General features: G+C 66.0%; 17 protein-coding genes. 7 read left to right on the top strand and 10 right to left on the bottom strand.

The genetic code is table 11. From position 1 onward, the window contains the following. Positions 1–351 (bottom strand): PadR family transcriptional regulator, encoded by a 351-nt coding sequence (locus GK109_RS14880; RefSeq protein WP_157241483.1) that lies wholly within the window; start codon positions 349–351, stop codon positions 1–3. Positions 352–546: 195 nt separating this feature from the next. Here GK109_RS14880 and GK109_RS14875 point away from each other — a divergent pair, with 195 nt between their 5' ends. Beyond that, positions 547–954, top strand: a complete 408-nt coding sequence (locus GK109_RS14875) for a response regulator transcription factor (protein ID WP_370460613.1) — start codon at positions 547–549, stop codon at positions 952–954. Between the two features lie 125 nt (positions 955–1,079). Beyond that, entirely contained in the window at positions 1,080–1,412 is a 333-nt protein-coding gene (locus GK109_RS14870; RefSeq protein WP_157241482.1) for a hypothetical protein, read from the top strand. Positions 1,413–1,556: 144 nt separating this feature from the next. Here the strand turns inward: GK109_RS14870 and GK109_RS14865 are convergent, their stop codons facing one another. From GK109_RS14865 to GK109_RS14830, 8 genes are all read right to left on the bottom strand, one after another. Then, the gene (locus GK109_RS14865) at positions 1,557–2,357 is read right to left on the bottom strand and encodes an ABC transporter permease subunit (RefSeq protein ID WP_157241481.1); all 801 of its coding nucleotides are present in this window, start codon (positions 2,355–2,357) and stop codon (positions 1,557–1,559) included. After that, positions 2,347–3,273 (bottom strand): ABC transporter ATP-binding protein, encoded by a 927-nt coding sequence (locus tag GK109_RS14860; RefSeq protein WP_157241480.1) that lies wholly within the window; start codon positions 3,271–3,273, stop codon positions 2,347–2,349. Before GK109_RS14860 ends, GK109_RS14865 begins: the two co-directional genes overlap by 11 nt. 57 nt (positions 3,274–3,330) lie before the next feature. Beyond that, positions 3,331–5,091, bottom strand: coding sequence for an EAL domain-containing protein (locus GK109_RS14855; protein WP_370460612.1), 1,761 nt, complete (start codon positions 5,089–5,091; stop codon positions 3,331–3,333). Next, positions 5,088–5,924, bottom strand: a complete 837-nt coding sequence (locus GK109_RS14850) for an alpha/beta fold hydrolase (protein ID WP_157241478.1) — start codon at positions 5,922–5,924, stop codon at positions 5,088–5,090. The genes GK109_RS14855 and GK109_RS14850 overlap by 4 nt, the downstream gene beginning before the upstream one ends. A 102-nt stretch (positions 5,925–6,026) precedes the next feature. Then, positions 6,027–6,233: a helix-turn-helix transcriptional regulator gene (locus GK109_RS14845; RefSeq protein ID WP_104998778.1), complete on the bottom strand. Its 207-nt coding sequence runs from the start codon at positions 6,231–6,233 to the stop codon at positions 6,027–6,029. Next, entirely contained in the window at positions 6,233–6,712 is a 480-nt protein-coding gene (locus tag GK109_RS14840) for a DUF2975 domain-containing protein (RefSeq protein ID WP_157241477.1), read from the bottom strand. Before GK109_RS14840 ends, GK109_RS14845 begins: the two co-directional genes overlap by 1 nt. 79 nt (positions 6,713–6,791) lie before the next feature. Continuing rightward, a complete protein-coding gene (locus GK109_RS14835) occupies positions 6,792–7,982 on the bottom strand; it encodes a type II toxin-antitoxin system HipA family toxin (RefSeq protein ID WP_157241476.1) in 1,191 nt (396 codons plus the stop codon). Next, on the bottom strand, positions 7,975–8,178 hold the full coding sequence (locus GK109_RS14830; RefSeq protein ID WP_157241475.1) for a helix-turn-helix transcriptional regulator: 204 nt from the start codon (positions 8,176–8,178) through the stop codon (positions 7,975–7,977). The genes GK109_RS14835 and GK109_RS14830 overlap by 8 nt, the downstream gene beginning before the upstream one ends. A gap of 431 nt (positions 8,179–8,609) precedes the next feature. Between GK109_RS14830 and GK109_RS14825 the strand changes: the two genes are divergently transcribed. From GK109_RS14825 to GK109_RS14805, 5 genes are all read left to right on the top strand, one after another. Then, positions 8,610–9,164: a hypothetical protein gene (locus GK109_RS14825; protein WP_157241474.1), complete on the top strand. Its 555-nt coding sequence runs from the start codon at positions 8,610–8,612 to the stop codon at positions 9,162–9,164. Positions 9,165–9,258: 94 nt separating this feature from the next. Continuing rightward, positions 9,259–10,002 (top strand): SDR family oxidoreductase, encoded by a 744-nt coding sequence (locus tag GK109_RS14820; protein WP_157241473.1) that lies wholly within the window; start codon positions 9,259–9,261, stop codon positions 10,000–10,002. A 124-nt stretch (positions 10,003–10,126) separates the two neighbouring features. Then, positions 10,127–10,870: an ANTAR domain-containing protein gene (locus GK109_RS14815; protein WP_370460611.1), complete on the top strand. Its 744-nt coding sequence runs from the start codon at positions 10,127–10,129 to the stop codon at positions 10,868–10,870. Between the two features lie 292 nt (positions 10,871–11,162). Next, positions 11,163–11,357, top strand: a complete 195-nt coding sequence (locus GK109_RS14810; RefSeq protein ID WP_157241472.1) for a hypothetical protein — start codon at positions 11,163–11,165, stop codon at positions 11,355–11,357. A 184-nt stretch (positions 11,358–11,541) separates the two neighbouring features. Then, entirely contained in the window at positions 11,542–12,315 is a 774-nt protein-coding gene (locus GK109_RS14805; RefSeq protein WP_157241471.1) for a GAF domain-containing protein, read from the top strand. Here the strand turns inward: GK109_RS14805 and GK109_RS14800 are convergent. Beyond that, the gene (locus tag GK109_RS14800; protein ID WP_157241470.1) at positions 12,312–13,523 is read right to left on the bottom strand and encodes an acyltransferase; all 1,212 of its coding nucleotides are present in this window, start codon (positions 13,521–13,523) and stop codon (positions 12,312–12,314) included. The two genes, GK109_RS14805 and GK109_RS14800, sit on opposite strands and share 4 nt — an antisense overlap. Positions 13,524–13,551: the final 28 nt, after the last annotated feature.

The following is a 13,551-nucleotide window of genomic DNA, read 5'->3' as shown; positions in this document are numbered from 1 at the left end:
TTACTCTCCTTGTTCCTGGGGGTTATTGACGTGACGGTGAAGTTGTCCGATCCGCTTTTCGAGGAAGCTCCAGGACCTCCAGAACTCTTCGAGGTACTCCCTGCCCTGCGCGTTCAGCGAATAGACCTTGCGCGGCGGCCCCTTCTCGGACGGGACTTTTGCCACGTCCACCAGGCCGCGCTGCTCGATCCTGACCAGCAGGGCGTAGACAGTCCCCTCGGCAATATCGGAGAAGCCCTGCTCCCGCAGCCGCGCCGTGATGTCGTAGCCATAGGCCGGCTGCACGGCCAGGATGGCCAGGATGATGCCCTCGAGTGTTCCCTTGAGCATCTCGGTCATCTGCTTGCCCATGTGGCCGCCCTCCAGCTACCTAGTAATACTGACTACCGGTACATAGTAACACTGAATAGCAGCCTGGCAAGGGCTGGCTGCAGGGCAGCCCTTGCCACGGCCAGGGCGGTGGCAGGAAAGAAATATCCCTTCTTTTTGGCCGTGACCTGCGTGCCAGCCTTAGACTTTTGGCAGGTGCAAGAGCCGGGGGGCCAAGTGGAAGAACAAGGCGTTTGCCTGGTCATAGAAGATGACCCGGACATCCGTGGATTGATTACTGTCGTGCTGGGCCGTGCAGGATTCAAGGTGCTGACCGCAGAATCCGGGGCCGAGGGAATTGCCGCGTGCACAGCCGCCGGCTCCTCCCTGTCCCTGATCACCCTTGACCTCGGCCTGCCGGACATGGACGGTCATGAGGTTGCCCGGGCCCTGCGGGAAGTGACCCAGACTCCGCTGCTGTTCCTCACCGCCAGGTCTGAGGAAGAGGACGTCCTTTCCGGAATGGCGTCAGGAGCCGCCGCCTACATCACCAAGCCTTTCCTTCCACGGGCCTTGAAGGAAGCGGCCCTGGGCCTGGCGGGGCTTGAGGGCCGCACGAAGCTTCCGGCAACGGGGAAACCCTAACCGTTGTAATAATTGGCCTGATGTTGCGTCCGTCACATTCAGCCCCTACTCTGATTGAGGCTTAAGAAACAGGCCATAGCAAGAAGCTGCAGCGTCGCAGCCAATGCCGGGGAAGGCTTTACAACTTGAATTCCAAGCTGAACATTGTTGTCCGTGTAGATCTCGACCACGCCAGGGCCCTCGTGATTGCCAAGGGGCACGTCACCGTCCACAGCGTCAACGCCCTTTATGTAGTAGTTAAACGCGCCAATTCCCTGCGGAATGGCCTCGACCTCGAACTGGACATTTCCCACGCCCGGGTGGACCCGGAAGCGCTGGAAATGCTCCATACGTCCTCTGCAACACACCACCTGCCGGCCAGGATCGATCCGGAGCAGGCACCCTGCACCATCAGCGTCCTTGCACCGCGCGCAGACGCCGGGCGCCGCGCTTATTCGCCGGCCCTCATCGCCGCCTAGGCACCCAAGGCAACGGCACCCGAAGCGCCCAATCATCGGGCCAGGGAGCCAGCCGCAACCTTTTTCTTCGTGGTTTCCACGGCCTGTGAGCGCAGTTGTATCCGAATGGACGGGTAGCTGCGCTCCGGGCCTGCCGCAAGCCATTCAGGCATCGACGTCGCGCCGCCGGAATCCCAGCACAGCCATTGCAAGGAGCACGACGGCGGTCGCGGCAGAAATTGCCACGCTTCCGCCGTCGAGTCCGTTCCGCAACGGATCGTGGCCGATGTACTGGTAGAAGGGCGAAAACTCCTGGATGTCTGCCAGCCAGTCCACCAGGGGCGCCAGGCCGTTGACAACGTAGGCGACCACGGCCACCAGCGCGGGCACACCCTTGCTGATTCCGGTCCGCCCCGTGGAGGCGGACAGCATCAGGGCCAACGTTCCAAAGACCACGCCCAGGAGGGCCAGGTGCAGCATGGCGGCGGCCACCTTGCCGGCTGGCAGGTCGAGGTCCACGAGGTTCCCCTCCGCCACCAGGGCCACACCCATGACGGCAGCGATCAGGAAGGTCCCTGCGGTCATGGCCAGGAATTTGTCCAGGACCACACGGCTCCTGCTGACCGGGTTGGAAAGCAGCAGGTCCAGAGTGTGGCGGTCTTCCTCGCCGGCGATTGCCCCGGCACCCGAGCCGACGGCGTACATCAAAACCGCGGCCGGTCCCATAAAGGCAAGCAGTTCCACCTGGACGTAGCCCGTGGGGGTGGACATGTCCGCGCCGGAGGAAGCGAACAGGGCCCTGAACGCTTCGGGCATCTGGTCCAAGAGGTCGCTCATGGAGGGCTGGTCCCGCACTGTGGGCCAGAACGCCACGTACATGGCAATAAGCAGCGCAACCGAAATGCACCAGCCGAGGAGCGCGCGGCCCTGGTCCCGGAGTGCCTTGGCCAGAACGTTAGTGAGCATCGGGACCTTCTGTTCCGGCGTGCTGCGGCCCGTAATAGGTGAGGAAGGTATCCTCCAGTGGCGCTTCCGCGCACTCGAAGTCCACTACCCGGTGCGCGCTGACCCTTTTCAGCAAAGCGTCGAGGGAGGCCTGCGGCGCATTGCAGGTCATGGTCCGCTTGTTCACCACGAGGTCGCGAAGGCCGGGCAGGTCGTCGTAGTCCGAGTGGGCTATGTCTTCGGCGAAACTGGCACGGACCCGGTGCAAAGACCGGGCAGCGAGCTCCTGCAGGCGCTCCACGGCAACGAGGCGCCCTTCGCGCACCACGCCGATCCGGTCCGCCACCCGTTCCACCTCGCCGAGCACGTGGGAGGAAAGCAGCACGGAACCGCCGGCCGCGGTGTGCTCGCGGAGAAACGAATGGAAAACCTGCTGTACCAGGGGGTCCATGCCGCTGGTGGGTTCGTCGAGCACCAGCAGCCGTGGGCTGGACATCATGGCCAGAACCACCGCCAGCTTTTGCCGGTTCCCCCGTGAGAGCGTCTTTGCCGGGCGGTCCAGGTCAAGGTCCATCCCGGCGGCCAGCTCTGTGGCCCGTGCCGAGGCATCGTGGCGGCGGAGATGGGAGCAGAAGGCAATGTGGTCGCGGCCGGTGAGCCGGTCATAGAGTGCCGGTTCACCGGGGACGTAACCCACCAGCTGCCGCACCTCCACGGACTGCCGCCACGAGTCCCGACCCAGGATTTCCGCACGCCCCGCAGTCGGGCGCAGCATGCCCATCAGGACGCGGATCGTCGTCGTCTTTCCCGCCCCGTTGGGCCCGAGGTAGCCGAAGACTTCGCCCTCGCCAATAGTGAAGCTCACGCCGTCCAGTGCGGTGGTCTTCCCGAAGCTCTTTCGGAGGTCCACCAGCTGCACCACCGCATCAGCGCCCATACCCCAGTTTCCGGCCGGGGCTCCCCGGCCCACAGAGTCTTTCGACCTTGGAACCGGCTAACTGCTGGAGTGCGCCTCCAGCCATTCCTTGAGGAGGGGGGCCGGAAGCGGACGGGTGAAGTGGTAACCCTGGGCAAGATCGCAGCCCATCTCCTTGAGGGTTCGCAGCTGGCCGGACGTTTCCACGCCTTCGGCAACGGCCCGCAGGCCCACCGCGTGTGCCAGCTCGATGCAGCTGCCCACGATTGCGGCGTCCCCCTTGTCCGAGTCCAGTCCGCCGATGAAGGAACGGTCGATCTTCAACTCGTCAATCGGGAATTTCTTCAGGTAAGTCAGGCTGGAGTATCCCGTGCCGAAGTCGTCAACAGCAAGGCCCACGCCCAGGTTCTTGAGGGCGGTCAAGGACTCGAGGGCCGCGCCGGGATCCGCCATCAAGGCTGTTTCGGTGATCTCCAGGAGCAGCACCGCGGGGTCCATCCGCCGAAGCCGGAGGGCCTCTTCCACCATCGGCACCAGCCCGGGGTCATTCAGCTGCCGGGTTGACAGGTTGACCGCAACTTCGAGCTCCGCGGCACGGCGGCCCTCGCGGCGCCAACTGGCTGCCTGCCTGAGGGTTTCATCCAGGACCCACGCACCCAGGGGCCGCACCAGGCCTGATTCCTCGGCCATGGTAATGAATTCCGACGGCGGCAGCAGCCCGCGGGTCGGGTGCTGCCACCTGACCAGGGCTTCCACCCCGCTGGCGAGGCCGGTGCGCAGGTCCACGCGGGGCTGGTAATGCACCCGCAGGTCGCCGTCGCTGATCCCCCGGCGCAGCTCGCCGAGGGACCGGAGCCGGTCCACGGTGGGGTCGGATTCCGCGTGCCGGTGAATCTCCCAGCGGTTGCGGCCGAGCGCCTTTGCCCGGAACATGGCGATGTCTGCGCGGCGGACAAGGTCGTCCAGGGTTTCGGGCTCGTCCCCGGATACGGCCACTCCGATGCTGGCGGAGGTCACGATCTCCAGGCCCTCGAGCAGGATCGGGGCGCTGAGGACGTCCAGGAGCCTGGCCGCGAGCGCTGTTGCTTCCTCGGCGGACCCAAACACGTCCACCACGAGAAACTCGTCCCCGGAAAGCCGGGCCACGGTGCGGGCCTCCCCGGCCGCCGGCACCAGCCGCTGCGCCACGGACTTCAGGAGTTCGTCCCCTGCGGCATGGCCCAGGCTGTCATTGACCGCCTTGAAATGGTCAAGGTCAATGAAGAGGGCGGCCAGGGTGCCAGTGCCGTTAGGGCGATCCGCCAGGATCGGACTGAGCCGGGCTCTCAGCCCCGCCCTGTTGGGGAGGCCGGTCAAGGCGTCGTGGGCCGCAAGGTGCTGCAGTTCGGTTTCGGCCTGCACCCGCCGGGCTTCGGATTCCTCGGCCTCCCGCAGGGCGGACACCAGTTCTTTTTCGTACATCCGGCGTTCGTGGGCGCTGAAGATGATGACGCGGACACTCGCGGCCTGCTGCGGGGAGCCGGGAGATCTCGAGGCCGAAAGCAGCGCGGCGCGGCGCCGTCCGTCAGCGGCAACAATCTCTATGGCTATTTCCGAAACAGCCCCGGTGATGCCGAGCTGCGGAATGCAGTGCGTGGAGTACAGCATTTGGTCGCCGATGGGCATCAGGGACTGCAGCCGGGTTCCCAGGAGTTCCGCGCGGGCATAACCCGACCAGTGCGCAAAGGTGTCGTTGACCGCGGTGATTTTCCCGCCGTCGTCCGTTACCAGGTAGCCGCACGGCGCCTTGTGGAACAGTGACTCGAAGTCCGTCGGCCCGCCGGCCTGGGCGCCTGTCACGGGCCGGCGGCAAGGTACTGCCGGATGGCCGCCGCTGTTGCCTCCGGTGCGCTGACGTGCGGGCAATGGCCGGCGGCCTTGAGGTGCACCAGCGAACTGCGTTCCAACTGCCGGTTCAGGTACGTGCCCACTTCGGGCGGCGCGAGCAGATCGTCGGAGCACTGCAGGATCAGGCTGCTGGTGCGTACTTTGCCGAGTTCGTTCCGGGTGTCGGAGAGGAAGGTGACCCTGGCGAAGTGCCGCGCGATGGAGGGGTTGGTCCGGCAGAAGCTGCCGCGGAGATCCTCGGCCAGTTCGGGTTCGTCCGGGTTGCCCATCACCATCGGCGCGAGGGCTGCGGCCCAGGCAAAGTAGTTGCTGTCCAGAGAGTCCAGCAGGCTCTCGATGTCCTCCCGCGAGAACCCGCCCACGTAGCCGCTGGACGGGTCGTTGGTGTAGCGGGGCGACGGCGCCACCAAGATCAGATGCGCAAAGCGGCCGGGCTCCTTGACTGCCGCCAGCACGGAAATCATGGCGCTGACGCTGTGGCCGACGACGGTGACGTCCCTCAGGTCAAGGGCCGCGCAGATTTCCAGCAGGTCGGCCGCATAGCCGTCGAGGGATCCGTATTTGGTGCGGTCGTAGGCAGAGGCATCCGAGCGTCCGGCGCCCACGTGGTCGAAGAGGATCAGCCGGTGGTCCTCGGCGAAATGCGGCAGGAGCCTGCGCCACATGTCCTGGTCGCAGCCGAAACCATGCGCGAACAGCATCACCGGCCCATCAGGGCGGCCGGACAGGGTGACGTTGTTCCGGCGGATAACCGGCGAATCAGTTGCAGGTGCCGCTTCGACCATTTCTTTACCAAACGTAAGGAGGCTGACCTTATTCCTGGATCAGATACTATCGGCGGGACGTCCACGAATCCTAGGATCCCTGGACGGCATCGCGGCGCGGCACTAGTCCTCCACGAACTCCAGCAGGTCGCCGGGCTGGCACTCGAGGACCCGGCACATCGCTTCCAGCGTGCTGAAGCGGACCGCCTTGGCACGGCCGTTTTTCAGGACCGCCACATTGGCGGGCGTGAGGCCCACACGTTCGGCAAACTCCCCCACGCTCATCTTCCGTTTGGCCAGTTCGACGTCGATGCGCACCACGATGGGCATCAGATGACGGCTTCCATGTCCGCGCGGAGGTCCGCAGCCTGCCGGAGCAGGGCGCGGAGCACCACCACCACAAGGCCCACGGCGGCGCCGGCCACCAGGACCAGCAGCAGCAGGAGCGGCAGTCCTGGATCGTCGGCGTTGAGGACCACCACGGCGGCGAGCGCGGCGAGCATGGCCCAGCCGGCCGCGATGGCCCACACGATCGCGTTCACCCACACCAGGGCGCCGCGGCTGAAGATCCTGTCCTGCCTGACAAGCGTCAGCAGCTTCCAGGTGCTCACGATCACCACTTGGACGCAGGCCACCTCCAGAATGAAGAACATGGTCAGCGGCCACTGCAGGTACGCCCGCTCAGGGTTCTCCTGCGCCATATGGGCGAACTGGCCGGGAATGGACATGACCTGGAACAGGACCAGGAGGAGGAACGCGGCAACGAGCACCACCCTAAGAGCAGTGACGGCCAGGCGGGTGATTTTCATGTATCGAGTTTCGACCACTAACTATCGAAAGTCAATCGATCCGGAGCAGGGCCTCGCGGAGGGTGGTGCCCGGAACGGATCAGGAAACCAGTTGGGCCCTGCGGAACCGGAGCTCCCTGCGTGCGCCGTTGAGGGGTGATCCCGTAAAGGGCAAGGCGTCCAGGTCGATGCCCTCGGCTGCTCTGAGGGCGAGGGCATTGGCGGCAGCCGCTGCCCTCGGGGGCAGCGCGATGGCGGCTGCGAACTCCTGCCAGTGCCTGGCTTTGAGTCCCTTGACCTTGCCGGCGATGGGCAGCGCCATGGTGTCGTCGCCGTAGAGCAGTGTGCACGGGATGTCGTACATCGGGGAAACGGCCCAGCCGCCGTTCCGGCCCGCAAGGATGGCGGCGTTCTTGGCGTGGAGGTCCCCGTTGCCGGTCAGCCAGGCGAAGGCGAACTGCAGGTAGAGGTTCCTGGCGGCCACGGCCTTGGCCTTGCACAGTCCGGCCAGCGCCAGGACCAGGCGCTCGGAGCTGACCGCGTATTTCGACGCCGGAGGAAGGTTCAGCACCTGCGCCCCGTCCTCGAGCGCCAGCCGGACCGGCCCGTCAGCGTGGACGCGGTCGAACCGCTCCACAAGGAGCCCCGGCCTGCCTTTCCTGTCAGTGACCACGCTGTGTTTGGCCACCGGTATCTTGAGGGCTTTGGCCCCGGCGAGGTGGGCAGCCTCGTTCACCACAAGGTGCGGGTACTGGGGAGGGTCCAGTTTGAGGAGGTAGCGCCGGTTGGCGAGGGCCAGCGGCGTGGTCATCATTGAGGCACTGGCTTTGTGCTGCACGCCGGGGAGTCCGTGCGGGTCCACCGCGTCCGCCAGGTACGCGAAGTCCAGGTCCTCCGGCCGGGATGTATCCGCCAGCGGCTGCTGCTCCACCAGGGGTTCGCCTGCCGGGACAACCTGCACATCGCCGGGCACATCCGCGCCGACGGCGAGGAGCAGGCTCAGCTCATCGCCCAGGCTCGTCTTAACGGCGTCCTTGAGCACGGTGAGCCGGTGGCCTTCCGGCAGGAGGCCGGAGAAGAAGGCGGGCAGTGCGCCGCTGGGCGATTCCACGGGTTCGGCAGTGACGGGCAGGGTGGTTGCCACGGGCCGCGCACCGGCACGGAGGTAGTGCTCAGCATAGGAGAAGGTCACGCTGCCGCGTTCCGTGCGGGTCAGGTGCCCTGCCAGGATGCCTGCCTTGTACACATCCGCCCCGCGGACGAATTTGAGGCGCCGCAGGTCCTCACTCATCGGTAGCCCGGAGGTGGAGCCCCACCGCGTTGGCGGCGGCGGCCACCGTAACCAGGGACGGGTTGCCCGTGCCTGTTTCAATGGCATGGATGGTGCGGGCGGAGGTACCCGCAAGGTCCGCCAGCGTGGCCTGGGTAATTCCGGACTCCTTCCGCGCGCGCCGGATCATCTCCCCAATGGCCGCCACGTCTTCCATCGTTCCCTTTCCGCAGGATATTGCCGATTAACACGCTTGCTCCTGCCACAATCCACCAGAACAAGGAAAACCGCAAGATATTGCAGAAAGGAAAGCAGTCTCCCCCGCAAAGTCGCCGATGGGCCAAAACCGGAAATATCCTTCCGATTAAAAGGCACGTTCCGGCCCTGCGCGCTGGTCCCGCTAAGGCATGACGGAGGGCCCCTGCAGGTGTAGTCTAGGGCTTGCAACTGCAGGCCTGCGCGCGATCAGGCTGCTGCGGCTGTGCATGGTGAGGGCGTGCGTAACTGGGCTGCGCGCCCCGTTTCGGCCCACGCAGCTGGGGCAACGGATCGGCCATCTGCGCCGAGCCAACGGAAACGTTGGCTGCGGCCAAGGGAATATTGTGTCCATCCTCCGAATGGACTGACAGTGCTCTTTAGAGGCAAATCATGAAATCCCATCTCCGCCCATTACTCATGCTGTTCGCGGCCCTGCTGCTCGTTTTCACAACGGGGTTGTCTGCAGCGCAGGCCGCCAGCCCGCATTTCAAAAAGAACGGCGAACCGGTCTGTACCGTTACCTACACCGGGTCATCAGCCTCAGTCACTTGCCACACAGTGCTCGCGGGCCTGGGGGGCGAGGATCTGCTCGCTACGGTGACCGTTTCCGGTTCCGCCGTCTACCAGTGCCAGAACCAGGGCGGCAACGTCGCGCCCGGGCAGAACAAGGTCCTGGTGGGCCCTGTGACGGCGCCTAAATTGGTCCCCAAGGACGCCATCAAGAACGGAAATCTCACCCTCCACACCGACCCCGCGGTCCTTTCCGCGCCAAGAACAGTCACTGCCGCTGAAGCTGGCTGCGCCAACTCCAACTGGACGGGCGTCAACCCCGTTCTGTCCGTGACCTCCGTTAAGTTGGTCATTGAACAGCCCGTAGGAACAGTCATCTTCACCTGCGAGGCCACCGGTACCCGGCTGACCGGTGACGTGCCGCTCACCTGCTAACCAAGTAGGGATTTGAACAATGAAGGCCCGCCCCTCCTGCACCGGCGGGCCTTCGTCATGGACTGGAATCGGCCGGGATACGTAGGATTTCCCCATGAGGATCGCCGTCGCAGGGGGAACCGGTACCGTCGGACGCCACGTGGTAGCCGTAGCGAAGGAGCGCGGCCACCACGTTGTCAGCCTGAGCCGTGCCGAGGGCGTGGACCTGGTGAACGGGCGCGGCCTGGCCCAGGCCCTCGCCGGCCTGGATACCGTGATAGACGTCTCCGGGATCCAGACCACCTCCACCAAGCAGGCCGTGGACTTCTACACCAACGCCACCCAGAACCTTCTGGCCGCGGAACAGGAAGCGGGCGTGCGGCACCACGTGGCACTCTCCATCGTGGGGATCGACGGCGCCACGTCCGGCCTGTACGCGGGAAAGCTGGTGCAGGAGGACGAGGTCCGTCACGGCGGCGTCCCGTGGACCCTGCTGCGCTCCACCCAGTTCCACGAGTTCGTCCCGCTGACCGTGAAGATCGGGACGGTGGGCCCGCTGGTGGCCGTTCCAAAGATGGTCACCCGGCCCGTCGCTGCCCGCGAGGTGGCCGAGGCCCTGGTGGATGCGGCGGAGGCGGGACCGCAGGGACGGATCAATGACCTCGGCGGGCCGCGGACCGAGGAGCTCGCAGACCTGGTCCGCACCTATCTCGCGAAGACCGGTGAGCGCAAGAAGGTCCTGGAGGCAGTGCTGCCGGGCCGCATGGGCAAAGCCATGCGCAGCGGCGCGCTGATCCCGGCGCCGGGCGCCGCCGTCGGACGCCAAACGTTCCAGCAGTGGCTGGAAGCAGGCAAGTAGTCCCCGCGCCGGGCAGGAAAAGTAGAGTACCTGCTACTCGTGCCCTTTCCGCGCCGCTCCATTAAGTTCAGGGAAAGCCCGCGCACCGGCAAGGCGCGGGACGTACGTGGACGGGGGCAAAAGCGTGGCAGCACATCCGGCGACTGACGGCAGGCGCCAGGACCGGCCCGGGTTCCTGCTGGACCTGATCACCGGGACCGAAACAGAACTGGACTCCCTCCAGCGGCTGACCGAGGCCGCTGCGAAGGCGGTCATCGGCCCGGACGGGCCAGGGCCGGACTGCGCCGCGGTCCTTGCGCGCGGAGGCTCTGCCCCGCTCACTGCCGGCAGCAGCCTCACGGCATCCGAACTGGCGGCATCGGAGGACCGGTACGGGGACGGGCCCCTGATGCAGGCACTGAGCACTGCCGGTGCGGTGACGGTCGACGGCGACATGTCAGTGCGGTGGCGAACGTACCAGCGGCGGCTGGCAGCTGCCGGGTATGGCGGCGCGGTGGCCGTTCCGCTGGGGTTGAACGGCGGCACGTCCTGCGCCCTGGTGTTCCTGGCGCGCACCGGCCCCGGGTTCGAGGGCCTGCTCGCCGAGGCCAAATGGTTTGCCGGGGTGGCGACGCACAGCATGCGGCTGGCCCTTGAGGTGCGCAGCGTCCGGTCCGCCGGGGACAACCTCAAGGCTGTGCTGGAAAGCCGCACCTCCATCGACGTGGCGTGCGGGGTGATCATGGCGCAGAACCGCTGTACGTACCCCGAAGCCTTCATCAAGCTGGCCAGCGCGTCCCGCCAGCGGAACCTCAAGGTCCGCAGTGTGGCCGAGAACATCCTCAAGGCGCTGCCCAGCGGCGCTCCGGCGGCCAGATTCGAATCCTGAGGCAGGGCCCCGGCCCAACGGAGCGGCCGGGCCGGCCGGGCAAGGGGAAAGCCCCTCCTAGGAGGGGCTTTCAACGTAGTGGTCAATTGTCTTCGAGTTACGGTCAGTGGTGATGCGCTACCCCCTCCCAGACGCCCCCCGGCGCCCATCTGGACTATGACAAGACCTGACTTTAATAACCTGCGCCCAGGAAGTAAACACCAAATTAAAAGTCCGCGCGCTCCCGCTGCGGATTTCCGCACGTTTCGGAACTTTTACTTGCGCGAAACAGGCCCGACCGTATTATTCATGCATGTGGACTAAACAGCACCAGGCCCTTTGCGTCACGTGCGGCAGGAGCACCAAGCACGTGACGCACTATAAGAAGGATGACGTCGGCGGCTCGCTGGTTGCCGAGGTCCAGTGTGCTGAGCACCACGAAGCGGCGGTCTGCAGCGAGCAGTACCAGGCCGTGCGGCTGACGCAGGCGGCTGAGCCCGCGGCCTGACCTCCCAGGTGCCGCTGCCAGGTCCCGGCTTGGCGCGAACCGCTCTCTGCTGCGGCCGCAAACGTAATAACCCTCCGCCGGGTTAGGGGCAGGCGAAATTAGTAAGTAGACTGATTAGCATGGCCGGTAAATCAGCACATGCGTATGGGCTGGATGCACCCTATGCCTTGCCCGGGCGGACATCATGAGCGACGAGTCAGAGCGGCGGCTTGAGCTTGCAGCCATGGTTGTTGCCGGGCTGGACCCGGCGGACATCTGGCCGACCTACTTTGGCGGGCCGCGCTTTTCCGATTTTGAGCTGCATGCCTACCTTCACGGCGCACTGGCCTTGCCCGAATTTGAACGCGGTTACAGTGCCGGCACGGAGCCCATGCCTGCGCAGCCGCAGGGCGAGGGACGCCAGCACCGGAGGGGACGTGCCGGCGAGGATGCGCTGGCCGGCCTGGGAGCCGCGGGCAGGTTCCTCCTGACGCCTGAACGGGCGGAGGAGGAACGGCTGCAGTCGCTTCGGGAGACCGACCTGCTCCACACAGGCACAGTGGACATCTTTGACCAGGTGGTGGAAACCGCCAGGGACTATTTTGGCGTCGGTGCTGCATCACTGTCCCTGATCGCCGAAAATTCCCAGTTCCTCAAGTCCGTGGTCGGCCCCCTTCGCCAGGAGACGCCCCGGGAGATCGCGCTCTGCACGCATACGGTGCGGCTGAACACGATGCTCATCATCAACGACACCCTCACCGATGACCGGTTCGCCACCAATCCGCTAGTCGTCGGGGAACCCTTCATCCGCTTCTACGCCGGTTACCCCCTGCACGGGCCGCGCGGCTGGAACATCGGAACGCTGTGCGTCATTGACCACCGCCCCCGGGCGTTCAGCGCCTCGGACCAGCAGGTGCTCCGCACCTTGGCCACCATCGTCCAGAACAACATCAACGCCCGCACTGACGCCGCCCGCTAGGATTCGCGGCCTGCGGACACCAGTTCGGGCCCGCGGTCAGGTGCCGCTGCAGACTTTTGCGCCGCTTCCGGAGATGAGCGGACGACGGCGGGCTCCAGCCTTCTGTTTGCCCAGCGGCGGACGGGCGTCTCCACCAGGCGGTGGGACGCATAGGCCAGCAGGACGGTTAGTGCTGCGGCCAGCGGCACACGGAGCCACAGCGAAGGGATCAGCGGCATCAGCAACAGGTAGACGGGCAGGTGCCAGAGGTAGAAGGCGTAGGACAGATCTCGGCCCGGCCCGGCAAGCCAGGGGTGGCTGAGGACTCGGGCGGCGAAGCCGGCGGGCTGCAGGACCAGTGATCCGATCAGGGCGGCCGCCAGCAGGGAAAGCACGGCGGGCCCAACGGTCCAGAAGGCGCTGAACCAGGGGCCGGGGGTGTCCGGCTCCTTCAGCAGGAACACGGCGGCCAGGAGGATGAGCCCGGCGGCCGGTCCGGCCCGGCGCGCCGCCGTCCGGAGGGCTGCGTGGAACCGGGAACCGGGGGTGACTGCCGTGAACACGAGCGCCAGGGTGCATCCGATCAGCAGCTCGTCGGCCCGGGTGTCCGGCCCGTTGTAGAGGCGGTTCAGCGGCGCCCCGAGCAGCACCAGGACGAACCGTTCCAGCAGGAACGCCGCGGCCAGGCCGGCGGTGATCCAGGTGACCGTGCGGACCTTCCAGAACCGCAGCAGCACCAGCAGCAGGAGCGGCCACACCAGGTAGAACTGCTCCTCGACGGCCAGGGTCCAGGTGGGGCCAAGGGTTTCCCCCGCCACGGAGTCGCCGAACATCCCGAAGCGGGCCAGGTTCATCACGTACGCGGCGGCCGGGAGGACAAACCCTTCCTGGCCGGCCCACTTCGACGCCGGGAAGGCCAGGCCCACGGCGACGATCACCCCGCACAGCGCCAGCAGCGCCGGCCACAGCCTGGCCAGCCGCTTGGCGTAGAAGATGCCCAGCCGCAGCCGGCCGGTGGCCAGGTGCTCCTTCATGATCAGGAGGGTGATCACAAAGCCGCTGAGCGTGAAAAAGACGTCCACGCCAATGGAGCCGCCCGGCACCAGGGCGGTTGCCGCGTGGAAGAAAAACACCCCCGCCACGGCAACAGTCCGGAGCCCGTCCAGGGCATGCTTCCGCCCGGCGATGAGGCTTGTTCCTGGTACTGCGTTACGTTCGGGGGCTGACAAATTTCCGCTGCTTGACCTAAAAACCACT

This window comes from Pseudarthrobacter sp. GA104, from assembly GCF_009741265.1.
Classification (GTDB): domain Bacteria; phylum Actinomycetota; class Actinomycetes; order Actinomycetales; family Micrococcaceae; genus Arthrobacter.
This window is presented reverse-complemented; position numbering and strand designations above follow the sequence as displayed.

Excerpts from the sequence above, each read along its gene's own strand:
- GK109_RS14880 (WP_157241483.1), bottom strand. The coding sequence starts at position 351 with ATGGGCAAGCAGATGACCGAGATGCTCAAGGGAACACTCGAGGGCATC.
- GK109_RS14865 (WP_157241481.1), bottom strand. The coding sequence starts at position 2,357 with ATGCTCACTAACGTTCTGGCCAAGGCACTCCGGGACCAGGGCCGCGCG.
- GK109_RS14860 (WP_157241480.1), bottom strand. The coding sequence starts at position 3,273 with ATGGGCGCTGATGCGGTGGTGCAGCTGGTGGACCTCCGAAAGAGCTTC.
- GK109_RS14850 (WP_157241478.1), bottom strand. The coding sequence starts at position 5,924 with ATGGTCGAAGCGGCACCTGCAACTGATTCGCCGGTTATCCGCCGGAAC.
- GK109_RS14845 (WP_104998778.1), bottom strand. The coding sequence starts at position 6,233 with ATGCCCATCGTGGTGCGCATCGACGTCGAACTGGCCAAACGGAAGATG.
- GK109_RS14840 (WP_157241477.1), bottom strand. The coding sequence starts at position 6,712 with ATGAAAATCACCCGCCTGGCCGTCACTGCTCTTAGGGTGGTGCTCGTT.
- GK109_RS14835 (WP_157241476.1), bottom strand. The coding sequence starts at position 7,982 with ATGAGTGAGGACCTGCGGCGCCTCAAATTCGTCCGCGGGGCGGATGTG.
- GK109_RS14830 (WP_157241475.1), bottom strand. The coding sequence starts at position 8,178 with ATGGAAGACGTGGCGGCCATTGGGGAGATGATCCGGCGCGCGCGGAAG.
- GK109_RS14825 (WP_157241474.1), top strand. The coding sequence starts at position 8,610 with ATGAAATCCCATCTCCGCCCATTACTCATGCTGTTCGCGGCCCTGCTG.
- GK109_RS14820 (WP_157241473.1), top strand. The coding sequence starts at position 9,259 with ATGAGGATCGCCGTCGCAGGGGGAACCGGTACCGTCGGACGCCACGTG.
- GK109_RS14810 (WP_157241472.1), top strand. The coding sequence starts at position 11,163 with ATGTGGACTAAACAGCACCAGGCCCTTTGCGTCACGTGCGGCAGGAGC.
- GK109_RS14805 (WP_157241471.1), top strand. The coding sequence starts at position 11,542 with ATGAGCGACGAGTCAGAGCGGCGGCTTGAGCTTGCAGCCATGGTTGTT.